The organism is Streptomyces sp. NPDC058697 (assembly GCF_042715345.1).
Classification (GTDB): Bacteria; Actinomycetota; Actinomycetes; order Streptomycetales; family Streptomycetaceae; genus Streptomyces; species Streptomyces liliifuscus.
On the sequence record NZ_JBHXSU010000001.1, the window covers coordinates 84683 to 107276 of the forward strand.

Here is a 22594-nt window from a genome sequence, read left to right on the forward strand (position 1 = left end):
CCGGCTCGCCTTCAGCCGGTAGTTGGAAACGTGGGGACCTTACCCCAGCGCGCATACGTGGGCGAACGACGGGTGCCACCCTGGCGTCGTCGTTCGTGTGCGGGAGCCGCGCGTCGTGTGTCAGGCCGCGGAGTACCCCAGTTGGCGCCTCATGTAGGGGGTCATCAGGGTCTTCGCCTTGGCCAGGGTGGTGGTGCGCCCGCCGAGCACCGCGGTCTCGCCGCCCAGTACGGGCAGCATGGTCACTCCGTCCGCCTGGCCGAACGGCACGATGAGCGGGGTGCGGTGGATCGGCCGGTACGAGCGGGACTGTGTGCGGTGTTTGCCCGAACTGCCGAGGTAGGCGCGGATGTTGTGGGCGGCGAGGTCCGCCTGGGCGAGCGCGGCGGGGGTGATCTTGAGCTCGCTCGCGTCGTTCACGTCGCCGACCGCGAAAACATCCAGTCGGCCCTCGGCCCGGAGCATCCGGTCGACCTTCACATGTCCGCTCGCGTTCAGCCAGTCGCCGTGTCCGGCCAGGCGCAGCCAGAGCGTGTTGGGGGTGGTGCCCGTCGCCCAGAAGGAACGGTCGGCCTCCAACACGTTCCCGCGCGCGTCGCGGTACGTACCGAAGTCGTGGCCCGGGGACATGAACGAGTCGAGCCGCACCTCCACATCGTGGGACTCCAGCCAGGCGCGGGCCTTGCGCCCGGCCCGCTCGCTGCCCGTGGAGTGGAGCAGGGCCGGGCCGGAGTGGGCGAGGGTGACCCGGGCGTCCGGCCGGGCCAGGCGGATCTCGGCGCTGAGCTCGACGCCGGAGGGTCCGCCGCCGACGACGAGGACATGATCCGCGGTGGCGACGCTCTGCTGGTGCCCGGCGAACGACTTGGCCGCCTCCTCCGCGGTGGTGCCGGAGAAGCGGGCCGGTTCCGGATAGTCGGCGCCGGTGGCGATCACCACCACGTCGTACGGGAGGCGCTCGCCGGTGGCCAGCACCACCTCTCGCCCGGCGGTGTCGACGCGGACCGCCTTGCCCACCGCCACCCGGCCGTTGCCGAGCAGCCGGTCGTACGGGATGAACGGGGCCATCGTCCATTCCGGACGCACACCGGCGCGCAGGGAGGCGATGCGGTGGAAGAAGACCTCTTTGCGATCGACCAGCGTGACCCGCGCCGTCCCGTCAAGCCGTTTCGCCAGCCGGACGCCCGCATAGCCGCCGCCGATCACCACTACGTCGCCGTCACGCACGCCGAATCTCCTGTGCCTCTGGGGGGCGAGGGCCGCGGCGGGTGGGGCGCCGACATCGGCCACTCGACTGTCGGCGAGCGTAACGGTTGAAACCTAAAGGGCTGATGAACTTCTGTGCCCGTTCTGTGAAGTGACGGAATGGATGTCGACTTCCGGCCCGTCCGGAGAACGCAATCAAGTCATTGGCCGACGAAGCACGGACAGGTTGGGCCAGTGGATTTACATGATCCAAACCGGGGGAATAGCGTGACTCTCCACGGCTGGTGCTCAACGGTTTCGCGGTTCTCGCACTACGCACACACATACGCATACGTACACGCATACGTACACGCATACGTACACAACAGGAGTGTCCATGACTGATGCACGGGAGAACTCCGACCAGGAGGCACTCTCCAAGATCGACACCACGGTGCCGCAATCGGCCCGGATCTGGAACTACTGGCTGGGCGGCAAGGACAACTACGAGGTCGACCGCACAGCCGGTGACGCGTTCCGTGACATTTTCCCGGGGATCGAGACAGGAGCCCGTGCCGCCCGTTACTTCCTCGCCCGCGCCGTCCGTCATCTGGCCGCCGAGGAGGGAATCCGGCAGTTCCTGGACGTCGGCACCGGGCTGCCGAATGTGGACAACACCCATGAGATAGCCCAGCGGGTGGCCCCGGAATGCCGGATCGTCTACGTCGACAACGACCCCCTGGTGCTCGCGCACGCCCGCGCGCTGCTGGTCAGCAGCTCGGTGGGGGTCACCAACTACGTCGACGCCGATCTGCGCGATCCGAGTACGATCCTGCGGGAAGCGGCGAAGACGCTGGACTTCGACCAGCCGGTCGCCCTCATGCTGATGGGTATCCTCGGCCACATCGAGGACCATGACGAAGCACGTGCGATCGTGCGGCAGTTGGTGGACGGTCTGCCCTCCGGCAGCTACCTCGTGCAGTACGACAGCACCGACACCAGCGACGCCTATGTCGATGCGATCCGGCAGTACAACGAGGGTGGCTCGATCCCGTACATCCTTCGCAGCCCCGAGCAGATCGAGCGCTACTTCGACGGCCTGGAACTGCTCGAACCCGGCGTGGCATCGTGCTCGCGCTGGCGCCCCGACACCGAGGCCCTGGGTCTCCCGGCGGAAGTGCATCAGTACGGAGGCGTCGCCCTCAAGCGCTGAAGTCCCCCGCCCGGCGGCCCACTTGGCGTACGCCGCCGCCGTGGCGGCCGCCGGGCGCGACGACCGGCACGCGTTCCAGCGGCCATCGCGAGTCCTGATCCGCCCGGGTCAGGTCTCCCGAAGGATGCGATGGAGGATCGTGCACGTCGCGTCCGGCGAATCGGCCTGGACGACCACACGGTTCAGGACACCCCAGTAGTACTCGATCTCACTCGGCCTGTCGGGATAGACGGCGCTGGCGAGCTGTTCCAGGTACACCATGTCGGGCAGCAGACCGCCGGGCAGGCGCACGATGGTGACCGGACCGCCGGCCGCGGCGTGACCACCGGCGAGGAACGGCACGATCTGTACGGTGACCTGCGGGAGTTGGCAGATCTCGATGAGGTGCTGGAGCTGGGCGCGCATCGTGGCGCTGCCGCCCACCGGACGACGCAGCGCCGCCTCGTCGATCACGGCCCACAGCTGAGCCGCTCCCTGCCGGTGCAGGATCTGCCGGCGTCGCATGCGCAGGGTGACCCGCCGGTCCAACTCCTCCGCGGAAGCCTCCGGGCAGGTGAGCCGGATGGCGGCGCGAGCGTAGTCAGGAGTCTGCAGCAGGTCGGGGACGACCTGGGGCTGGAAGCAGCGGACGAGGCTCGCCGCCTGTTCGGCCCCGAGATAGGCCTGCATCCAGGCGGGCACCACGTCGTTGTACGGCTGCCACCAGCCAGGGGTGTTGGCCTGTCTGGCCAGCGCCAGCAAGGTGGCGCGCTCGGCCTCGTCCGTGACTCCGTAGAGCGTGAGCAGATCGGACACGTCACGCATCTTGAACCCGTGCCGGCCCCACTCCATTCTGCTGATCTTGGACTGGGAGGCGCGGATGGCCTCGCCCGCCTCCTCGCGGGAGAAGTGCAGTTCCTCGCGCAGTCGGCGCAGTCGAGCCCCCAGCACCAGGCGTGGCACCGTCGGTCCCGCGGTCAGGGCGTCCGGCTCGGAGCCCGCCTCCGGTGTGCCTACGGCCTCTGTGGCGCCCATGGATGTTCTCCCCGGCGTTGTACTCAACTCCACGCTCATACAAGCGCGTTGGCCGTCATTCTAGATGACCGGGTCCACGGACCCGGCCGTCGGCGCCGCCGGGGGCGTACGGCAGGCGGCTGTGGATCACACGGATCCACGGCCACCTGCCGGTGCCGGGGGTTCGGTGTCAGGCGGTCTTCTTCTGCCGCCGTTCCAGCGCGGTGGCGGCCTTGCGCCGCTCGGTGTCGGCCACGTCCACCTGGGTGCCAGGGCCGGCTCCGGGCTCGTCCGCCCAGGTCCGCAGCTTGGTCACGAGGGCCGTCAGCCGCTTGTCACCGGGCGGTACGTCGATGGAGAACAGCGCCTCGTACGGGCGGTCGTCGTCCCCGCCCCACCGCACCACGCCGTCGCACTCGGCGAGGATGTCGCGGATCACCATGAGCTGGGGCGAGTAGAACCCTCCCTTGGCTCCGGGCGGGTAGGAGCCCGGCCGGATCGCGACGGCAGTGCCGGACGCCTGGTTGCCCTCCGCCCGCTTCAGCTTCACCCGGGCCGGTGCGCGCCAGCCGGCCAGGTCTCCCTTGCGGAGTTCGTCGATCTCGTAGTGGAAGCGCCGGACGACGTGCACGAGGACCGTCTCCACGTCTCCGATGCGTACGTCCATGTCGAGGCCGGTGCCCGGTACGGGCCGGGTCCACACCGTGGAGACGTCGTTGGCCTTCTCCTCCAGCTCCCAGCCGTTGGGCGAGGTCGGCCGCTTCGGGGCGCCGTCGGGCCCGGGTCTCCCGGCGGCCGCCGCCCCTGTGGGCAGTGCCAGCACGGAGCCGCCGCCCACCAGGGTGACGGTGCCGAGGACCGCGGTGTGCCTGACGACATCACGTCGTGTCATGCCTGTCATGTCAGTTGTCACGCTGTTCGTCCCCTTCAGGTCAGCCATTGCGGGAAAGCCGGTAGTACTTCTCCAACACCCGGTACAGGCCGACGAGTTCACGGCCGTACTGCAGAGCGGGAAGGTTCGGTTCCCCTTCGTTCGTCACAGGGGGACCGTTGTAGCGGCTGAGGATTCTCTCCGAGTCACCCTCACTCGTGTTCAGCCCGGGCCTCGGCAGGTTGATCTGGTGGGCGTTGAAGATTGTCAGGTAGGCGGCTGACTTGACGTTGTAGATCGGGTCCTCGTTCAACTGGGTCCACACCGACGGCTTGTCCCTGGGGTCGTCCAGGATCGAACCGTTGATGATGCCCTGCTCGACGCAGTAGTTCCTCGCGTCGATCGCCACCCAGGCGAAGATCTGGGCCCAGCCGGTGCTGCAGTCGTCGTCCACGCCGGTCTTGACCGCCGTGTCGGCGACGACGTCCAGTGGGTTGAACTTCCGCAGTTCCCACAGCACCGGAGCCTGGATCAGCGCCTTGCGCACCCTGAGCTGCCGTGCCAGCGAGGTGAACAGCCAGTCGGCGGCCAGGACCAGGTCGAACGCGTTGGTGTTGGAGATGCCTCCCAGGGTCGCCCAGTCCGTGTCGGTCCAGCCGTCGCCACCCGTCTCGGGGACGCCGATGGACTCCAGGTACGAGCGCACTTCCTGGAGCATGGCGGCGCGGTACGTCGTGTTGAAGTCGACGTCCAGTCCCGCGGTGTCCGCCCCGGGGTTGAAGCTGCTCTGCCCGACGTCTCGTCCGGAGGCGATGTTCTTGTCGATCTCGATGGCTCCCGCACCGGTTCCCACGGTGACGGTGGCGATCTGGTCGAAGGCCCAGTCCCCCGGCATCGGAAAGCCCAGGTTCCCGGAGAACCCGCTGGACATGTCGGAGACGAAGCTGGCGTCGGTGTACCCGGCCTCGCGCACCCTGCGGCACACGTTGCGCGGCCCGTAGATGCCCACCCGGTAGCGGGAGTTCTCCTGCACGGCCCGGGAGATCCCCCTGAAGTGAGGGAGGATGTTGGAGGTCACCTCGTGGTCGAACGCGTCGTAGTCGACGGCGAAGTAGATGCGCGTGCCGTCCTTGAATCCGTGGTACTTGGCCCAGTCGATCGCGTCGAGGCCGTCGCGGGTGCCCTGGCTGTACTTGAAATAGGCGGCCCCGTCGCTGAAGGTCTGGTAGATCGGGAAGCAGCTCAGGCCGTTGGCCGCGATGGTCTGCAGCTCACCGGGTTTGATCATCTTGTCCCGGCCGTTCGGGACGTTGCACAGATAGCGGCCGACGTACACGTACCCGGCGGACAACAGGGACTGGGCGCGGGCCTGGGTGATGGTGGTGATGCAGTCGCAGGCGGCGCCGGAGCGGGACTGGTCGCCGTAGGAGATCAGCAGGGAGGCCCAGGTGGGGTAGTCTCCGTCGCCGTTCGGGGAGAGCCTGACGAAGTCCTGGAACTCGAAGACGGCCGAGGACAGGTCGGACGTGAAGGTGCCGCCGAACGCGATATGGGGCCGCTGGTTGAGGATCATGGCGGCCGTGAACAGGTTGACCCAGACACCTGTGCTGCCGACCCTGAGGGTGTGCTGCCTGAGACCCGCCTGGGTCGCGGGACCGAAGGAGCCGTTGGCCACTCCGTCGGCCATGCCCAGCTCGTACTGGATGGCGAACAACATGGACTTGGCGACATCGCGGGAGTGGTGACCGTCGCAGGGGATGACGAAGAAGTCCTGCCGGTGGATGTAGCGCCCGTTGAGCCAGCGCTGGATCGAGCGGATGTCCTCGTCGCCGGGTCTGTCCCCGTACCTGACGAGGACGTACGGGTCCATGTTCAGCAGGCCCTTGAAGACCTTCGGATTCAGGTCGGAGCCGGGGTAGACACCGTCGACCCCCATGTCCTGCTTGAGCTTGGTGATGCCGGCCTGGACGTTCTCGTTGTAGACGCCGTCGATGTCACCGCCGTCATAGCCCTTGCAGTACATCGCCGACTGGATGATGCGGCAGAAGTTGGCCGACGGCACGGTGGCGCTGTTGAGCCGGGGGAACTTCTGCGTCAGGGTGCGCAGGGTGGTGGGGCCGAAGCTGTCCGCCACGGGACTGATGCCCAACTCCCACTGGAGAGCCCTGGTGAGGGCATACATGGTGCTCCAGCCCGTACGGCCGTTCTCCTCGACGGTCATGCCGATCTTGTCGCCGTAGGCCTGGTTGACGAATCTCTGGGCGCGCAGGACCAACTCGTCTGCCATGTGGGGGCATTCCTTCGCTATTGAGGTCCAAGACAAAGGGGTGAGGCGTGCGGGCGCTGTCATCTCCCGTTCGGGGCAGGTCGAGGCCCCGTCTGCGCCCCCAGCTTGGGGGTCGGCACACCGAACGCACCACTCGTTTCGGCGGAGCCCGAAACTCTCGGGTCACGGCCCCGTGGCCGCGCCGGGTGAACTCCGGGCGCGCACTGCTGACTTGCTCTGAGTAGCCGTACTCATGTGCGGTCCGCTGCCCGCGCACACACTGCCGGTATGAGGCGACTTTCCAGAGAAAATCATCGCATTCGTCGCATGCAGCGACCCTCACGCATCCGCCGCGGCGCGATACCTGCGGCGCTGTGCGCGCTCGCCCTCACGCTCACCGCCTGCGGTTCCGAACGAGCGGCGGACAAGGACGCGAGGGCCGGAACCGAGGACCGGGTCGAGGCCGACGGGACCGCGACCGCCCCCTCCACGGTCTCCCCCACCGACTCTTCGGACCCCGAGTCCTCGGACCCCGACTTCCTGCCGTTCATGGAACTCCTCGTCTCCATCGCCGAACCCTGCCTGAAGTTCGAGCCGACCGAGGAGCCCCCTATGGAACCGCCGGAGGAGCCGGATCCCGCGGAGCCGCCCCTCACACCCCTGCCTGAACCGTTACCGCCGGACGCGACGCCGCCCCCGGTGGAACCCGGAGACCCTGAAGAAGCCAGGAAAGAGGTGGAGTTGAGCCCCGTGGAGAAATGCGATGCCCGTCTCCACTCCCGCCGCATCACGAAAGCCCTCAAGGGCACGCCCGATCCGACACCAGGACAGGTCAAGGATGTCCTGCGCCGCCTCGGTTACATCGACCGGCGGATCCACGGCCCACAACGCTCCGGCGAGAGCGTGGAGTTCACCCTCGACCTGCGGCTGCTGGGCGGTCTGCTGTGCCTGTCCGGCAACGTCACCGGCACGAAGACCGTCACCGATCCGTACGGCGGTTCCCCTGAAGTCTCCTGCACGGATGTCCAGCGCCTGCACTGAACGATCTGTCAGTTGCAGCGGCGGCGGGCGCAAATGTCGGACTGGTGTGGCATTATCCGCTGCCATGTCGTCGCTACCTGCCTGGCAGTCAAAACCCTTTCGGCGTCTGCTCGTTGGCCTGGTCGCATTGCTCGTGGCGACGGGCACGCCCGATGCCGATGCCGATGCCGTCACGGCACCCGAGACCGAGACAGGCAGACCCGGGACAAACAGGTCCGAGGCGATCAGGTCCGAAGCGATCAGGTCCGAAGCCGCGACACCCGATCGCCTTCGCTACGACCTGACCCTGCGCGGCGACGCCGACGGCTCCCACTGGACGGGCCGCCAGCGGGTGACGTTCCGCAACGCCTCCGACCGGCCCCTGCACGAGGTGTACGTACGCCTGTGGGGCAACGGACACGACAAGTGCGGCACGCCCGGCAAGCCGTCCCCCGTCAGGCTGTCCAAGGTGCGCGGCGGCACCGTCGGCCAACTCACCGTGAACTGCACGGCGTTGCGCATCACCCTGCCGAAGCCGCTCGCGCGCGGCGAGCGGACGGCCGTCGCCTTCGACGTGTCCATCACCGTGCCCGAGCGCAACGACCGCTTCGGCCGTGAGGGCGCGTTCCGGTTCCTGGGCAACGCCCTGCCGGTACTCGCCGTGCACGACGCGAAGGGCTGGCACCTCGATCCGTACGTGTCGACCGGCGAGAGCTTTTACGCCCTGGCGAGCGACTTCCGGGCACGCATCGACCACCCCGCGGCCCTCAAGGTCCCGGCGACCGGCCGCACTTGGACCAGTCCCGGCAAGCCCGGACGCACGGTCACGCACAGCGTCGCGCACCGGGTACGGGACTTCGCGTGGGCGGCGGGCCCGTTCCGTACGGCGACCGAGACCTCTCCCGGGGGCGTGCGCGTGAAGTCGTACTGGGCGCCGAACACACCCGCCGCGGGTGTACGCCTCAACCGCCAGGACGGTGTCGCCGCCGTCGCCCGCTTCGGCAAGGAGTTCGGCCGCTATCCGTACGGCGAGATCGACCTCGTGATGACCAAGGAGTTCGGCGGCGGCATGGAGTACCCCGGCCTGGTCCTCCTCGGCACCACCGAAGAGGGCAGCGCCGTCGTCCACGAGGTGGCCCACCAGTGGTGGTACGGCATCGTGGGCAACGACGAATACGGCGCGCCCTGGCTGGACGAGAGCTTCGCCCAGTACGCCAACGCCCGCTTCTACGGCTGGGATACGAGCGACTGCTGGGCGGACGACGACTGGCCGAGCGAGAGCACCGCGCTCACCAACTCGATGGCCTACTGGGCCGAACACCGGAACGAGTACCACGTCGTCTACACGGCCGGCCCCTGCGCCCTGGCACGCCTGGAGGACACCCTCGGAGCCGACACCATGGCACGCCTCCTCAAGCGGTACGCCCGCGACCACTGGTACGGCCTCTCCACCACCGCCGACTTCAAAACGGCCGCACAGTCCGTGACGGACAAGGATCTGGGCCCCTTCTGGACGAAGTACCGCATTCGCTGAGACCGCGCGTCGCGTACGACGGGATGACGGCCCGGGATCACCCGTCGGCGGCCATCACCTTGGTCACCTTGCCGTGGATATCGGCCTCCAGATAGCCGCTCTCGCTGTACTCGTTGCTGAGGTACACAGCCATGGCGGCGGGGGTGTCGCGCAGCTCGTTCGGCCCTTCGACCAGCAAGTAGCGGCTCGTGGGGGTGTCGACGTTCAGCTTCTTTCTGGCTTCGGCGATCAGCGTGGGGACCGTGTCCCAGTCGAATTCGTCCGGGTTGAACACCTGGGCTCCGCCGGACAACGAGCCCTTGATGATTCCCTTCTCCAATCCCCGGTCGACACGGTAGGTGTACGTGTCGTACCGGGTCCGACTGCCCTTGACCATCACGTAGGCGGAGATGTGCTCGGGGTACACCTTTAGATCGCCGAACAGGTCGCTGCCCGTCTCCTTCTTGAACGCCTTGATCGCGGTGCGGATGCCGTCGGGCGTCAGCAGATCGGTGGTGCTGCCCTTTTCCGTCTGCCCGGGCGTGGGCGTAGAGGCATCGGTGGACGATTCGGTCGTCGGTGTGCTGCTGCTCGACGGTTTCGCGCCCGCCCCGTTCCCGGCGCCCCCGGAGGACGAGGATCCGGACTTCTCCCCGTCCGGCACCAGCGTCCACACGAGGACGCCGACGAGCGCTGTCGCCGCAGCGGACAGGACGACCCTGGACCAGCGCCTCTGCCCGGACGACCGGCCGGGCGCCGGTGCACCGGCTGGTGCCACCGGGGACGACGTGGGGGCGGCGGGCAGCCGGGGAACGGCGTCCTGCGGTGTCGCGTACCCGGCCGATGGGCCGAACTCGCCCGGTCCGGATGGAAACGGCACGGCGGTCGCGGCGGGCGGGGCGGCCGACGGAGGAGTCAGCCGGTAGGACGTAGTGCCCTCGGCCACGACGGCGGCCGCAGCGCCCTCGACCACGCCCTCGGCCACGGAAGCCAACATCCGGTCAAGGGTCTCGGCATCCGGGCGCGCTGCCGGATCCCGCACCAGCACACGCATCAGTACGTCCGCCAGCGGCCCGGCCTTCACCGGCGGCGGGACCTCCTCGTAGAGGACGGCCGCGAGGGTGGCCAGCGTCGTGCCCCGGCGCAGTGGGTGCCGGCCCTCGACGGCGGCGTACAACATCATCGCCAACGACCAGAGGTCCGACGCCGCTCCGCCGTCGTTGCCGGACACTCGCTCCGGCGCCATGTAGTCGGCCGTGCCGATGATGGACCCGGTAGCGGTGAGAGCCGTCGATTCGCGGATCGCCGCGATCCCGAAGTCCGTGAGTACGGGGCGGCCGTCGGGGCGAAGGAGCACGTTGGCGGGCTTGACGTCCCGGTGCTGGATGCCCGCATCGTGCGCGGCGCGCAGTGCGGCCAGCACCTCGCGTCCGAGCCGGGCCGTCCCGGCCGGGTCCATCGGCCCACGGCCCAGGCGGTCGGCCAGCGATCCGCCGCCGACCAGTTCCATGACGATCCATGGATAGGTGCCCTCGCCGCCGTCGACGATGTGATGGATCGTCACGACGTTCGGGTGGTCGATCCTGGCCAGCGCCCTGGCCTCGCGCAGGACCCGCTCCCGCAGCATGCGCGCGCCGTCCGGGTCGTACTCGGCCAGCCCCGCGTCCGGCGGCCGTACCTCTTTGACGGCCACGTTCCGGTGCAGCACGAGGTCCGTGGCCAGCCAGACCGTGCCCATCCCGCCGCCGCCGAGTCGCGACTCCAGCTGGAACCGGCCGTCGATGACGCGTCTGTCGCTGTCCCCCTCGCCCATGCGCGGGAGCTTAGAGGACACGTCCGACAGTGCTTTCCCCGGGCGGGGCAACAGACGGTACGGGCAGGTGCTGATCCTGTGAGCAGGTCCGTCAGGCGCTTACTTCGCGGCGACGGGGTATACAGGGCATGCAGGCATCCGCGTCACCGGCCTTGCCGTAGGAGGAGTTGTGCCCGGGATGATCGAAAAGATCAAACGGTTCGCCAGGAGCCCTCAGGGGCGGCGCACCATCGAGCAGGTACGCCGTGCCTCCGCCGATCCGCGGCGACGGGCCCAGGCCAAGGGGTTCCTGAGCAAGCTGCGTCGGCGGGGCTGACGGCGGAGAGGCCGGACAGGCCGAAGAGGTCGCTCGGACAGTCGCCGTGTGCGGGTGCGGGCGGACGCCGCGAGGTTCCGGCCTCCGCGCAACACCCGCACACGGCACCGTGTGTCAGTCCACGATCATGACACCGCTCCGTGCTGCTCCGCCCGTGCGGGCCAGTGCGCTGCTGAAGTTGTCCTCGACCTCCGCCTTCTCCACCGTGTTCGGGTAGGGGTTCGTGCACGCGATTCCCGCGGTGGAACCGGACATCAGGCTTGAGCACGGGCCTGGCTTGCGGTCCGGCAGTCCCAGGATGTGGCCCAGTTCGTGGGACGAGATGCGGATCGTGTTGTAGCCCTGGTCAACGGCCTGGCGCCCGATGTAGACGGTTCCGTTGCCCAGTGTGGTGGGCAGGGCGCGGGGCCAGCCGTTGTCCGCCAGGACCCGGATGTTGGCGCGTTGCCCGGTCGCGACCGGTCGCAGTTCGACGGCGTCGACACTCTCGTTCCAGATCGCCGCACCGCGGTCGACGGCGGACTTGAACTCCGCGGAACCGCTCGCGTCGTAGGTGAAGACACGGGCGGCGACCGCGCTGTCCGCGACCTCGGAAGAGGCGGTCGCGGAGGGGGCGGCCACGGCCTGGCCGCCCATCAGCGAAAAGGTCACCGTCAGGACGGCAGCGAGTCCGATCGTCGGCTTACGGACGTGCATGGTCGACCTCCTTGTGGGGGAAAGGTAGTCGTGCTCATGACATTCCTTGGCTCCCTGCCCAGCGAGGCCGGACGCCAATCCGTCAATCCGGCCCCGGAGTAGCGCCCTTCCGATTCAGAAGCGGCACCACTGAATCCCATGGCGGGGAGCTGTTGGACTTCAGGATCAGGCAGGGGCAGTGTGGGCAGCCGGATCCCCGCGATCCCGATGGATCCAATGGGTCCGTCCCGTACCGCACCACCCGGAGATCACTCGATGAGCCACGTCATGAATCCTGACCGCTACGACGGCACCATGCGCTACCGGCGCACCGGGCGTTCGGGGCTCGACCTGCCCGTCCTGTCCCTGGGCTACTGGCACAACTTCGGCGACGACCGGTCCTTCGAAAGCCAGCGCGAGATCGCTCTGCGCGCCTTCGACCTCGGCATCACCCACCACGACCTCGCGAACAACTACGGTCCGCCGTACGGTGCCGCGGAGACCAACTTCGGGCGGCTGATGAAGCAGGACCTCGCGCCGTACCGGGACGAGCTGGTGATCTCCACCAAGGCCGGCTGGGACATGTGGCCCGGCCCGTACGGCCAGGGCGGCGGCTCCCGCAAGTACATGCTCGCCTCGCTCGACCAGTCGCTGCGTCGCACGGGGCTGGAGTACGTGGACATCTTCTACTCCCACCGGCTCGACGCCGACACTCCCCTTGAGGAGACGATGGGGGCGCTGGACACCGCCGTCCGCCAGGGCAAGGCCCTGTACGTCGGCATCTCCTCGTACGACGCCGAGCGCAGCCGCGAGGCGGCCGCCATCCTCCGGGACCTGGGCACTCCGCTGCTCATCCACCAGCCGTCGTACAGCATGCTCAACCGCTGGGTCGAGACCGACGGCCTGCTCGACACCGCTGAGCAGGAGGGCTTCGGGGTCATCGGCTTCACGGCCCTCGCCCAGGGGCTGCTGACCGGGCGTTACCTCGACGGGGTCCCGCAGGACTCGCGAGCGGCGCAGGGCACCTCTTTCGACACCACGTGGCTGTCGGACGACATGCTGCACAGGCTCCGCGCCCTCAACGACATCGCGGCCCGGCGCGGTCAGAGCCTGGCCCAGATGGCCCTCGCCTGGGCCCTGCGGGACGAACGTGTCACCTCGCTCGTCATCGGCGCGTCCCGTCCCGAGCAGCTGGAACAGAACGTCGCCGCGCTGGAGAACCCCGACTTCAGCAGCGAGGAACTGGCCGAGATCGACAAGTACGCCACCGACGGCGGCGTCGACCTCTGGAGGGACGCCCGCCTGGGCAACCTGGGATGAGCGGTACTCCCGCGCACAGCAGGCCGGGCCCGGCTTCCGGAGAGGAAGTCGGGCCCGGCAGCCCACACGCGGTACGCGCAGTACACGCTGTACGTCAGCCCTGACGGGCCTTGAAGCGCGGGTTCTTCTTGTTGATCACGAACAACGTGCCCCGCCGGCGCACGACCTGCGCCCCGGGCATCGACTTAAGTGAGCGCAACGACTTGCGCACCTTCATGGCTCTGCTCTCCTCCTGCTCGTCCTGCTCGGATGCCGGCGCTCCTCCTGCCCGGGCGCCGGCGACGCGTCATCGGGTCAGTGACGCCGAACGTCCGTAGCGCCGCTCGAACCGCTCCACACGGCCCGCGCTGTCCATGACCCGCGAGGTCCCCGTGTAGAACGGGTGGCTGGCCGACGAGACCTCCACGTCGATCACCGGGTAGGTGTTGCCGTCCTCCCACTCGATCGTCCTGGCCGAGTCCGCGGTCGAACGGGTGAGGAACGCGACGTCCGCGGCGCGGTCCCGGTAGACGACCGGGCGGGAAACGGGGTGAATGCCGACCCTCATGGGCTTTCCTTCCTCACGGCCGTCCACCGAATGGTGACGGCACCCTCTACCTCCCTATTTGACGGAGGCATGTCACTCTGTGCCGTACAACAGGGGACCCCGCAGTGGTATTCCCCGGAGAAGCGGAAGGCCCCTGAGCCCTCGGCCTAGTCGTCGAGTTCCGTGAAGAGCGTCAGCTGAAGATCACCCGGTGCGTCGAGCCGGGAGTTCAGCGAGTTCCAGGGGGTACGTGTCGGCTCGGCGATCACCTGGGCCCCGGCGGCGGCCAGCTTCGAGGTGGTGGCGACGGAGTCGTCGACCTCGAAGGCGACCCGCATGTGGCCGGCCACGCGCCGGCCGACCTCGACCTCGTCGATGAAGGCGGCATGGTTGGGATCGGCGATTTCCAGGGTGGCGCGGCCGGCTTCGAGGATGGTGACCCGTCCGTCGGCGGAGGCGAACGCGCCGCGTTCGGTCAGGCCGAGGACATCGCGGTAGAAGTGCAGCGCCGCGTCGTAGTCGGCCGCCGTGACCACCAGGCGGAGTCCGCGGACAGCGGGTTCATCGGGCATGTCGGCTCCTTGAGGATCTCGGCTACTGACTCCCCAACCGGGTGACCGGCCGGACGATTCCCCGTCCGTACGGGTCCGGTCCGGGGGTGGCCGATGCCCGGGCGGGCGGTGGCCTGCCGGGTGGGTCACCCGGCAGGCCACCGCCCGCTGTCAGTCGCCGCGAGCGGTCAGCCGCATCGGCCCGTCGGGCGGGTGCGGGTCACCACGTCGGTGACGCCGGTCGTCGCGTCCAGCCACACCACCTGGCCGCCCGCCACCGCGGCGGCCGACGCCTGCTCGCCGCGGTTGCAGGAGACGCGGCCCTTGCGCGTGCCGGGGTCCTCGGGCGAGCCGCCCGCCGCGAACTGGTAGAGCTTGGGAACGGACTCGTTGCGGATCTCGGTGTCGGGGAGGTAGGTGCCGACCGTCACCGCGTCCTCGGACACCGTCACGTCGTACGCGTTCAGCGCGTCGGGCCCGGTCTGCGGACTGAGGTCCACCACGCCGGAACCGTCGAGCGCTGCGCGGCGCAGAGCCGTCCTGCCCTCGGCCGTGCCCTCGTCGAGAAGCCAGAAGACGTACGAGCCGTTGATGGCCGTCGGACCGAGGCTCGAACCGCCAGGAGCCGTCTGGATCTCCTTCTTCTCACCGGTCGCGACATCGACGACGACCGTGTTCAGCGCGTACTCGGCGCGCACCCGCCGCCGCTCCTGATAGGCGACCTTGCCGTTGCCCGCCGACGAGGCGTACGCCCGGTGGTAGGTCCCTCCGCCGGTCGTCACCTTGTTCGTCGGGTCCTTGAGACTCAGATACGCCACGCCCTGACGCCCGCCGTGGTTCTGGTAGTCGAAGGCCACGACGTCACCGTCGACGTCCACCGAACTGCCCACGGCCCTGCCGTGCCACAGCACCTTCACGGGACCGCCCGCGAGGGGCCTGGCCAGGATGTCGACGCCGTCGGACCCGTGCGCCTGCCACACCACCGTCCTGCCGTCGGTCGCCGGATTGACGTGGTAGCGGCCGTCGTTGGGGCTCATCAGCTTGAGCTGCCCCTCGCCGTCGGCGCGTCCGGCCCACACCGAGTACGGTTCCGAGCCCTCCTCGTTGGACTTGGACGCCGCCCACCAGCCGCCGCCCGCACCCAGGTTCGTACGGGTCGTGTTGACCCGGTCGAGGAGCGGGTCGGAGTCCACTCCGAGGGCCAGCTCCCAGCCGGGGACGATTCCGTGGGCGGTGAAGGCGCGTTGCAGCGCCTTCTGGCCGGCCGCCGGAACGCCCAGGTCCTGGGCCGCCGCAAGCACGGCGGCCCGCCCCTCGGTGAAGCCGTCGAGCGGCGTCAGGTACTCGGTCAGTGCCTTGTAGACGATCCGGTCGGTGACCTCGGCGCCCAGATCCTCGCGGGCGTCCCACAACGCCCCGCCGAAGATGGTCGAGTTGAGGTGGACGCCACCGTTGTCGGTGGCGAAGCCGACGCCGAGGAACGACTTGGCCGTGTTCCGCCCGTCGTTGAGATCGCGCAGCGCACACTCCCGAGGGGTCTTCGTACGGCAGAGCCGCTCGCCGAGGAGACCCGCGTCGGGGTCCGTCACCGGGATGCCGTACACGTCGGTCTCGATCGCGTTGCCGAAGTAGTCCGCGATCGCCTCGTTCATGGCGCCGGACTGGCCCGCGTAGACGAGGTCCGCGGAGTGCTCGATCACTCCGTGCGTCATCTCGTGGCCGACGACGTCCACGCTCGCGGAGAGCGGGCGGTACTCGGCGTCGCCGGTGCCGTACACCATCTTCTGGCCGTCCCAGAAGGCGTTGACATACGGCTGCCCGTAGTCGGTGATGCCCACCAGGGAGTTGATGGTCATGCCGCGGCCGTCGAGGCTGTTCCGGCCGTGCTTGTTCTTGAAGTAGTCGTAGACCTGCCCGGCGGCCCAGTGCGCGTCGACGGCGCCCGATTCGGTGGCCTCGCTGCCGAACGCGGGGGCCGGCGAGCCGAACTCCTGGATGCCGTCGGGCCATTGCCCGCCCACGTCACTGGCCCACTTGCCGCGTGCGTCCCAGGTGGACAGGACGTTGTCGGCGAACTCGTCACCGGGTATTCGGGTGCGGTCGCGCAGCACGTACTCGCCGCGGTTCTCGTCGAGTTCCACGTCGAGGGCGACGGTCGTGCCGTCCAGCCGGACGCCTGAGCCCTTCTCCGCAGCCCGGGCCCGCTGCGGCGCGGTGCCCGCCGCCGGCTTCCCGGCTGCCTGGCCGGGTGCGCCGAACGTCTTGATACCGCTGTACTGGAGGACCGGATATCCGGCGCGGGCGTCGATGTAGACCTCACGCTGTACGGGTTCACCGCTCGCCGGGTCGGTGCCGCGCACGGTGACCCGCTGGGTGAGGACGCCTGCCCCGGTGGGCAGAACGACGAGCCCGCGGGCGGTGCCCGTGAGCGGGGACTCGTCCTCGTCCCCCTCACGCGGCAGCTGCGCGGCGAAGTGCTTCGCGTTGAGATCGGCGAGCACGGCGTCGACGGCCCGCTCGACGGCGAGTTCCTCGCCCACCTCGGGCGTCGTGGCCGTGCGCAGTTCGGTGAAGTACTTGCCCGAGGTGCCGGTGACGACCCGCTCCCCGTCCTTATTCTCCATGCGGACGACGTACTGGCCGCCCAGGACGGGCACACCCCGGTGCCTCTGCTGGAGCCGGACCGTCTCCTGGCCGCCCGCGGCGGTGGTTCCGGCGGGTACGAGATCGCGCTGCGCGTCCGCGATGCGGTACCGGCTCCGCCTGTCGTCCAGGTAGGTGCGGGCCGCGCCCGCCGCGCTGCCGGCCGACGGCGCCCGCTCCCGGATGTCCCGTACGAGCGCCGGTGTGCGCGTCTCCTGGCCCGGGATCACCTCCCCCGGGCTCGACGGTTGCGGTGCCCCCGCTGTCGCCGCGCCGGCCGGAACCGCCGAGACGACGAGCGCGGCGACACCGAACAGCGCCGCCGCACCCGACAACCCGCCCAACTGCACTCTGGAACCGCCTCTGCGGCGTCTGACCCTTCTGGAGTGCTGCACGCTCCCCAACCCCCTAGCCAGCCATGCCGGTGGCCGAGCGCCGCCCGGCAAAGGGCCATCGAAGCCGCGATACGCCACCCCATCAATGGGGCAGGCGTGTCCACAGGTGACTTCCGGCCGGTGTTCGACGTGGGGTGCCGAGGAACTTCCCGGCCTGCGCCAGCAGTTCGGCGACGGCGGACGGCGCCGTCCGGCGCCTACGCCTACTCGTGGACCCGCTCACCCAGCGCGAGGCGTTCCGACAGAAGGCGGGCCAGTTCCCGCGCCGCAGTCCAGTCCAGGCGGACGGTCAGCCGAGGACGAACGGGAGTTTCGCGGCCAGTTCGCCCAGTTCGGTGGTCTCCGCGTCGGTCGGGGCACGCCGTCCGGTGCCGACCAGCAGTGCGTCCTTGTCGGAGAACGACGCGGGGAACGCGGACCCGGCGATCCTCTCCAGCATCTCGCGGGACCGGGCAAGCCCCTCCGCGGGCGGCTCCGCCGCGTCCTGAAGGTGTGCGACCAGGTCGAGGTGGTGAAGCGTCCACTCAAGGACGTACGCGGAGAGGTAGTCGCCCGTGGTGAGGACCTGGTCCCGGGTGCCGACCCGCAGGCCCGGGTCGGCGAGTTCGGCGGCGCGGCCGGCGGCCGAGCCGACGTCGTCCAGGTGGAACTTGAGCAGCCACGGCTCCCCGTACGCGGCGGCCAGCCGGACGGTCAGCGCGTCGAGCGGGTCGTCGCCGGTCGGTGGCGTTCCGGCGACGTCCCAGTAGGTCACCGCATCACGGGTCGGTTCCGCTTCGGCGGGGGTCACGAGGGTGATCAGGACGTCCTGGGCATCGATGACCAGATGGCACACCAGATCCCGCACAAGCCACCCGTTACAGCCGGACGGCCGGTGAAAGTCCTCGTCCGCCAGCCCGGCGACCACCGCGCGCAACGCCGTCCAGGAATGTGAGAAGAGATCCACCCCGGCAAGGTAGTGCGATGCCGCGACGACGGACAAGCGCATTTGGAGGAGGGCGATATCCGTAGAGTGATCCCGGTGACGATGGTCTCCTCCCCCACACAACTGGTCGTGCTGCGCGGCAACAGCGCGAGCGGAAAGAGCTCGGTGGCCGCCGGCTTGCGCGAACGATATGGGCGGGGTCTCGCCCTGGTGAGCCAGGACACCCTCCGCCGCGATGTGCTTCGCGAGCGGGACATCCCCGGCGGCGCGAACATCGGCCTGATCGACCTGACGGTCCGGCACGCCCTGGAACACGGATTCCACACCGTGCTGGAAGGCATTCTGTACGTCGCGCACTACGGCGGGATGCTGGCCCGGCTCCTGGCCGACCACCCGAACCGCACCCACTGCTTCTACCTGGATGTCCCCTTCGAGGAGACCCTCGCCCGGCACGCCACCAAACCGATCGCCCACACGGTCGGCGAAGACGAACTGCGCGACTGGTACCGGCCCCTGGACCTCCTGCCCGGCGACATCGAGACCGTGATTCCCGCAGGCAACTCCCTCAACGAAACCGTGGATCAGGTCATGCAGCGCTCCGGCCTGGCCGCGCTGGCGGCGGCACCGGGCACGCCCTGAGCGCCCGGGGGATGCGCTCTCGGCAGGGCGCCCGCCGAGCCTGGCGCGCCCTTGAGTGCCCCAACTCACAAGGCGGCCGGCTGCCCTCGCGGAACAAGCAGGGGTGGCCGGCCGTTCTTCTGTATGTGGCTGCGGAGGGGACAGTGTCCCCGGGCCTCACCTCAAGCCCATGGGGACGATCGTTCGGCTGAAGCCCCATGGAGCACCCCGCCGAGAGGCGACCGCCCTCCGCACGCCACGGCCTACGGCCCCGGCTGGTCTCCCCCGTCCAGTCGGGGCTTTCCGCTGCGTGCGGTGCGCCCGTCGCACGGCGGTGACGCGGCGACTCCGACAGCCCGGTGAATCCGACAGCCGGCGGCTCCGACGGCCCTGTCCACGGCCGCTGGCGGCCGAGCGGCTGCCGTGACAGGGTCGGCGTGCTCGTGAACAGGTCGTTGGTAAGGGGAAGTTCGTGGACACGCAGATCTGGGACACGCTGGTCGAGTCGATGAAGAACGCGTACACCGCGGGTCTGAGCGAAGGGGCCGTGCCCCGCCCGGTCATCATGCCGCTGGTGCGCGGTGAACTCGTCGGTCTGATCCAGGTACGCCCCACCAGCGTCGGCAGGGACGCGCAGACCGGCATCGCCCAGCTCTCGAACATCGCGGCGGCGGCCGGCGCCGACGAAGTCGTTCTCGTCTGGGAGACCCAGGACGTCGCCACGGCCTGTCAGCTGCCGGTCACCGGCCCGGCGCCCTGTCTGAACATGGTGCACGCCACGAAGGACGGCGGCCACGTACTCCACCAGCTCCCCTACGCCGAGCAGCCTTCGTCCCAGTCGCCCGAGGGCGAGGCGTCGGCCGCGCCCGACTGGCTTCCCGCGCCCGAGCCGCAGCAGGGCGGCGAACTGGTCCCGCCGATCCGGGCCGCCGTCGACTTCTCCTTCACCCCACTGGAGATGGATCACCCCTCCCCCTTCGGCGTCACCGTCGTCCTGATGGAAGAGGACGGCTACAGCATCCGCCTCACGGACACGTTCACGCCCTGACAGCGTTCAGAGCTGGGCCTGGCCGCCGTTGACCTCGTGGACGGAGCCGGTGACGACGGCGGCCTCGTCCGGGAACAGGAAGCTCACCACGCCTGCGGCCTCGTCGACCTGGCCCACCCCCGCGTTTCGCGTATTCGACGACCGGCGGCCAGCGGCCCGACTCGAACCGGCTTTGTATGATCATGCGCCATCGTGCATACTCTTCCTATGTCTAAGGTCCTCACCTCCCTGCCCACCGGCGAGCGCGTCGGTATCGCCTTCTCGGGCGGACTCGACACCTCGGTCGCGGTCGCCTGGATGCGCGACAAGGGCGCCGTCCCGTGCACGTACACCGCCGACATCGGCCAGTACGACGAGCCCGACATCGCCTCGGTGCCCGGCCGTGCGCAGGCCTACGGTGCGGAGATCGCGCGCCTCGTCGACTGCCGGGCCGCGCTGGTCGAGGAGGGCCTGGCCGCGCTCACCTGCGGCGCGTTCCACATCCGCTCGGGCGGGCGCGCGTACTTCAACACCACCCCCCTCGGCCGTGCCGTCACCGGCACGCTCCTGGTGCGGGCGATGCTGGAGGACGACGTACAGATCTGGGGCGACGGCTCGACCTTCAAGGGCAACGACATCGAGCGGTTCTACCGCTACGGCCTGCTCGCCAACCCGCACCTGCGGATCTACAAGCCCTGGCTGGACGCGGACTTCGTGACCGAGCTCGGCGGCCGCAAGGAAATGTCGGAGTGGCTGCTCGCCCACGGCCTGCCCTACCGGGACAGCACCGAGAAGGCGTACTCCACCGACGCCAACATCTGGGGTGCCACCCACGAGGCCAAGACGCTGGAGCACCTGGACACCGGCGTCGAGACCGTCGAGCCGATCATGGGCGTGCGGTTCTGGGACCCCGAGGTCGAGATCCTCACCGAGGACGTGACGATCGGCTTCGACCAGGGCCGCCCGGTGACGATCAACGGCAAGGAGTTCGACTCCGCCGTCGACCTCGTCATGGAGGCCAACGCCATCGGCGGCCGGCACGGCCTCGGCATGTCCGACCAGATCGAGAACCGCATCATCGAGGCCAAGAGCCGCGGCATCTACGAGGCCCCCGGCATGGCCCTCCTGCACGCCGCGTACGAGCGTCTCGTCAACGCCATCCACAACGAGGACACCCTCGCCCAGTACTACAACGAGGGCCGGCGCCTGGGCCGGCTGATGTACGAGGGCCGCTGGCTGGACCCGCAGGCGCTGATGGTGCGCGAGTCGCTGCAGCGCTGGGTCGGCGCGGCCGTCACCGGCGAGGTGACACTGCGACTGCGGCGCGGTGAGGACTACTCGCTCCTCGACACCACGGGCCCGGCGTTCAGCTACCACCCGGACAAGCTGTCCATGGAGCGTACCGAGGACTCGGCGTTCGGCCCGGTGGACCGGATCGGCCAGCTCACCATGCGCAACCTCGACATCGCCGACTCGCGCGCCAAGCTGGAGCAGTACGTCGGCCTCGGCCTGATCGGCACCGGCAGCCCCGCGATCGGCGCCTCCCAGGCCGCCGCGACCGGCCTCATCGGCACCATGCCGGAGATGCCGGAGGGCGGCGCCGAGGCCATCGCCTCCCGCGGTGAGGTCTCCGAGGAGGACGCGCTGCTGGACCGCGCCGCGATGGAGTCCGGCACGGACTGACCGTCCACGGAGGTGCACCGCACCACGGAGAGGGGGGGGGGGGGGCGGGGGGGGGGGGGCGCGCGCCCCCCCCCCCCCCCCCCCCCCCCCCTCTCCGTTCCTGCTTCGCGTTCACCTTGAAGGTTGAAATTGAACGTTGAAATTGAGACAGCACGTGAGGGAGGTGCTGACGCCACCCGAGTGCACTCTCCCCCAGGCATATGCAGCCCAAGGCAGTTGTATCCCTGTCATGGATCTGCAGGACAAGCCTGCACACAGTGAGGATCATGGCGTGGATGATGCGAGTACCATCCGGCGTCAGCACCACACAATGCAGGAGGAGAGGTAGCTGCCATGTCCGAAGTCGAGTCAGCGACCACGGAACTCAAGACGCAGTACGCCGCTCAGGTGGCTGCGGACCTTGAGCGCAACACCAAGGAACAGGACCGTATCGGCGCCGAAGTGGCCGCGCTTCAGGAGCAGTTGAGTGCCCTGCAGCACGACCAGTCCCTGCTGGTGAACCTGCAGCGGACGCTGGGCGCCGAGAACCTGGAACAAGCAGGTTCGAGCGAGGAGGAGGGTGTCACGGCAGCCAGGCCTTCGCTGCCGCGACAGGCCTCGGCCGAGACCAAGTCGGGCAGGCGCAGGAAGTCAACTGCCTCGAAGCCGAAGAAGGCAGCCGCCAAGTCCCCCGAGACGAAGGCGTCTTCACCTGGGGCGAAGCTGCCCACCCTTGTGGAGCTGATCCACAACCACCTCGGTCGGCAGTCCGAACCGCGGTCCTCCGCGGAGATCAGCACCGCGCTCGCCGAGGCCCACCCCGACCGCGAGATCAAGCCCAAGGTCGTGCGCACCACGGTGGAGGGGCTCGTCGCCAAGGGCCATGTCCAGCGCACCAAGCAGGGCTCGTCCGTCTTCTACACGGCGGCCGAGACTCCTGCGGCTGACGACTCCGCGAAGCAGGAGCCGGTCACCGCCTGACCTCTGCCTTGTCCCTGACGTCTGCCTTGTCGGGGTGACATGGTCCGGGTGACACGTCTCACCCCATCGTGGGGTGCGGGC

20 protein-coding genes are annotated in these 22594 nt (G+C 69.2%); 9 read left to right on the forward strand and 11 right to left on the reverse strand.

The annotated features are described in order from the left end of the window. Positions 1–120: 120 nt before the first annotated feature. Positions 121–1227 carry an NAD(P)/FAD-dependent oxidoreductase gene (locus tag ACFWXQ_RS00365; RefSeq protein ID WP_383945936.1) on the reverse strand — a complete coding sequence of 369 codons (1107 nt, stop codon included), beginning with the start codon at positions 1225–1227 and terminating at the stop codon, positions 121–123. 355 nt (positions 1228–1582) lie between these two features. On the opposite strand from ACFWXQ_RS00365, the gene ACFWXQ_RS00370 reads away from it, so the two are divergent. Beyond that, on the forward strand, positions 1583–2398 hold the full coding sequence (locus ACFWXQ_RS00370) for an SAM-dependent methyltransferase (RefSeq protein WP_383945939.1): 816 nt from the start codon (positions 1583–1585) through the stop codon (positions 2396–2398). 108 nt (positions 2399–2506) lie between these two features. Here ACFWXQ_RS00370 and ACFWXQ_RS00375 read toward each other — a convergent pair whose 3' ends face one another. The 3 genes from ACFWXQ_RS00375 to ACFWXQ_RS00385 form a co-directional block, all read right to left on the reverse strand. Further along, positions 2507–3412, reverse strand: a complete 906-nt coding sequence (locus ACFWXQ_RS00375; protein ID WP_383945942.1) for a helix-turn-helix domain-containing protein — start codon at positions 3410–3412, stop codon at positions 2507–2509. Positions 3413–3581: 169 nt separating this feature from the next. Beyond that, positions 3582–4292, reverse strand: coding sequence for a hypothetical protein (locus ACFWXQ_RS00380; RefSeq protein WP_383945970.1), 711 nt, complete (start codon positions 4290–4292; stop codon positions 3582–3584). 31 nt (positions 4293–4323) lie between these two features. Further along, positions 4324–6549, reverse strand: coding sequence for a glycoside hydrolase domain-containing protein (locus ACFWXQ_RS00385; protein WP_383945944.1), 2226 nt, complete (start codon positions 6547–6549; stop codon positions 4324–4326). Between the two features lie 306 nt (positions 6550–6855). Between ACFWXQ_RS00385 and ACFWXQ_RS00390 the strand changes: the two genes are divergently transcribed. Both ACFWXQ_RS00390 and ACFWXQ_RS00395 read left to right on the forward strand, forming a co-directional pair. Further along, on the forward strand, positions 6856–7569 hold the full coding sequence (locus tag ACFWXQ_RS00390; protein ID WP_383945947.1) for a hypothetical protein: 714 nt from the start codon (positions 6856–6858) through the stop codon (positions 7567–7569). Positions 7570–7633: 64 nt separating this feature from the next. Beyond that, on the forward strand, positions 7634–9082 hold the full coding sequence (locus ACFWXQ_RS00395) for a M1 family metallopeptidase (protein ID WP_383945950.1): 1449 nt from the start codon (positions 7634–7636) through the stop codon (positions 9080–9082). A 37-nt stretch (positions 9083–9119) separates the two neighbouring features. Here the strand turns inward: ACFWXQ_RS00395 and ACFWXQ_RS00400 are convergent, their stop codons facing one another. After that, positions 9120–10874: a serine/threonine-protein kinase gene (locus ACFWXQ_RS00400; RefSeq protein ID WP_383945953.1), complete on the reverse strand. Its 1755-nt coding sequence runs from the start codon at positions 10872–10874 to the stop codon at positions 9120–9122. A gap of 178 nt (positions 10875–11052) precedes the next feature. On the opposite strand from ACFWXQ_RS00400, the gene ACFWXQ_RS00405 reads away from it, so the two are divergent. Next, positions 11053–11190, forward strand: a complete 138-nt coding sequence (locus ACFWXQ_RS00405) for a hypothetical protein (RefSeq protein WP_169801986.1) — start codon at positions 11053–11055, stop codon at positions 11188–11190. A gap of 114 nt (positions 11191–11304) precedes the next feature. On the opposite strand, the gene ACFWXQ_RS00410 is transcribed toward ACFWXQ_RS00405, so the two are convergent. Next, positions 11305–11886: a snapalysin family zinc-dependent metalloprotease gene (locus ACFWXQ_RS00410; RefSeq protein WP_383945956.1), complete on the reverse strand. Its 582-nt coding sequence runs from the start codon at positions 11884–11886 to the stop codon at positions 11305–11307. A gap of 255 nt (positions 11887–12141) precedes the next feature. Between ACFWXQ_RS00410 and mgrA the strand changes: the two genes are divergently transcribed. Beyond that, a complete protein-coding gene (gene mgrA / locus ACFWXQ_RS00415) occupies positions 12142–13185 on the forward strand; it encodes an L-glyceraldehyde 3-phosphate reductase (protein ID WP_383945959.1) in 1044 nt (347 codons plus the stop codon). 94 nt (positions 13186–13279) lie between these two features. Here mgrA and ykgO read toward each other — a convergent pair whose 3' ends face one another. From ykgO to ACFWXQ_RS00440, 5 genes are all read right to left on the reverse strand, one after another. Beyond that, positions 13280–13402 (reverse strand): type B 50S ribosomal protein L36, encoded by a 123-nt coding sequence (ykgO, locus tag ACFWXQ_RS00420; RefSeq protein WP_383945962.1) that lies wholly within the window; start codon positions 13400–13402, stop codon positions 13280–13282. Between the two features lie 69 nt (positions 13403–13471). Continuing rightward, on the reverse strand, positions 13472–13732 hold the full coding sequence (locus ACFWXQ_RS00425; RefSeq protein ID WP_383945965.1) for a type B 50S ribosomal protein L31: 261 nt from the start codon (positions 13730–13732) through the stop codon (positions 13472–13474). Between the two features lie 146 nt (positions 13733–13878). Further along, complete coding sequence (locus ACFWXQ_RS00430; RefSeq protein ID WP_383945967.1) at positions 13879–14283, reverse strand: VOC family protein; 405 nt, start codon at positions 14281–14283, stop codon at positions 13879–13881. Between the two features lie 167 nt (positions 14284–14450). Then, a complete protein-coding gene (locus tag ACFWXQ_RS00435) occupies positions 14451–17255 on the reverse strand; it encodes a M4 family metallopeptidase (protein WP_386267192.1) in 2805 nt (934 codons plus the stop codon). Between the two features lie 334 nt (positions 17256–17589). Beyond that, complete coding sequence (locus ACFWXQ_RS00440) at positions 17590–18246, reverse strand: maleylpyruvate isomerase N-terminal domain-containing protein (RefSeq protein WP_386267194.1); 657 nt, start codon at positions 18244–18246, stop codon at positions 17590–17592. 81 nt (positions 18247–18327) lie between these two features. Here ACFWXQ_RS00440 and ACFWXQ_RS00445 point away from each other — a divergent pair, with 81 nt between their 5' ends. The 4 genes from ACFWXQ_RS00445 (at position 18328) to ACFWXQ_RS00460 (ending at position 22513) form a co-directional block, all read left to right on the forward strand. Beyond that, positions 18328–18864 carry an AAA family ATPase gene (locus ACFWXQ_RS00445; protein WP_383956956.1) on the forward strand — a complete coding sequence of 179 codons (537 nt, stop codon included), beginning with the start codon at positions 18328–18330 and terminating at the stop codon, positions 18862–18864. Between the two features lie 451 nt (positions 18865–19315). Beyond that, the gene (locus tag ACFWXQ_RS00450; RefSeq protein ID WP_383956951.1) at positions 19316–19891 is read left to right on the forward strand and encodes a hypothetical protein; all 576 of its coding nucleotides are present in this window, start codon (positions 19316–19318) and stop codon (positions 19889–19891) included. A gap of 207 nt (positions 19892–20098) precedes the next feature. Next, entirely contained in the window at positions 20099–21553 is a 1455-nt protein-coding gene (gene argG, locus ACFWXQ_RS00455; RefSeq protein WP_266756234.1) for an argininosuccinate synthase, read from the forward strand. A 333-nt stretch (positions 21554–21886) separates the two neighbouring features. Continuing rightward, on the forward strand, positions 21887–22513 hold the full coding sequence (locus ACFWXQ_RS00460) for a BlaI/MecI/CopY family transcriptional regulator (RefSeq protein ID WP_383948204.1): 627 nt from the start codon (positions 21887–21889) through the stop codon (positions 22511–22513). The last annotated feature ends 81 nt before the right edge of the window (positions 22514–22594 follow it).

Excerpts from the sequence above, each read along its gene's own strand:
- ACFWXQ_RS00445 (WP_383956956.1), top strand. The coding sequence starts at position 18,328 with ATGGTCTCCTCCCCCACACAACTGGTCGTGCTGCGCGGCAACAGCGCG.
- argG (WP_266756234.1), top strand. The coding sequence starts at position 20,099 with ATGTCTAAGGTCCTCACCTCCCTGCCCACCGGCGAGCGCGTCGGTATC.
- ACFWXQ_RS00375 (WP_383945942.1), bottom strand. The coding sequence starts at position 3,412 with ATGGGCGCCACAGAGGCCGTAGGCACACCGGAGGCGGGCTCCGAGCCG.
- mgrA (WP_383945959.1), top strand. The coding sequence starts at position 12,142 with ATGAGCCACGTCATGAATCCTGACCGCTACGACGGCACCATGCGCTAC.
- ACFWXQ_RS00460 (WP_383948204.1), top strand. The coding sequence starts at position 21,887 with ATGTCCGAAGTCGAGTCAGCGACCACGGAACTCAAGACGCAGTACGCC.
- ACFWXQ_RS00385 (WP_383945944.1), bottom strand. The coding sequence starts at position 6,549 with ATGGCAGACGAGTTGGTCCTGCGCGCCCAGAGATTCGTCAACCAGGCC.
- ACFWXQ_RS00370 (WP_383945939.1), top strand. The coding sequence starts at position 1,583 with ATGACTGATGCACGGGAGAACTCCGACCAGGAGGCACTCTCCAAGATC.
- ACFWXQ_RS00410 (WP_383945956.1), bottom strand. The coding sequence starts at position 11,886 with ATGCACGTCCGTAAGCCGACGATCGGACTCGCTGCCGTCCTGACGGTG.
- ACFWXQ_RS00430 (WP_383945967.1), bottom strand. The coding sequence starts at position 14,283 with ATGCCCGATGAACCCGCTGTCCGCGGACTCCGCCTGGTGGTCACGGCG.
- ACFWXQ_RS00390 (WP_383945947.1), top strand. The coding sequence starts at position 6,856 with ATGCAGCGACCCTCACGCATCCGCCGCGGCGCGATACCTGCGGCGCTG.
- ACFWXQ_RS00395 (WP_383945950.1), top strand. The coding sequence starts at position 7,634 with ATGTCGTCGCTACCTGCCTGGCAGTCAAAACCCTTTCGGCGTCTGCTC.
- ACFWXQ_RS00405 (WP_169801986.1), top strand. The coding sequence starts at position 11,053 with ATGATCGAAAAGATCAAACGGTTCGCCAGGAGCCCTCAGGGGCGGCGC.
- ykgO (WP_383945962.1), bottom strand. The coding sequence starts at position 13,402 with ATGAAGGTGCGCAAGTCGTTGCGCTCACTTAAGTCGATGCCCGGGGCG.
- ACFWXQ_RS00380 (WP_383945970.1), bottom strand. The coding sequence starts at position 4,292 with ATGACAGGCATGACACGACGTGATGTCGTCAGGCACACCGCGGTCCTC.
- ACFWXQ_RS00400 (WP_383945953.1), bottom strand. The coding sequence starts at position 10,874 with ATGGGCGAGGGGGACAGCGACAGACGCGTCATCGACGGCCGGTTCCAG.
- ACFWXQ_RS00425 (WP_383945965.1), bottom strand. The coding sequence starts at position 13,732 with ATGAGGGTCGGCATTCACCCCGTTTCCCGCCCGGTCGTCTACCGGGAC.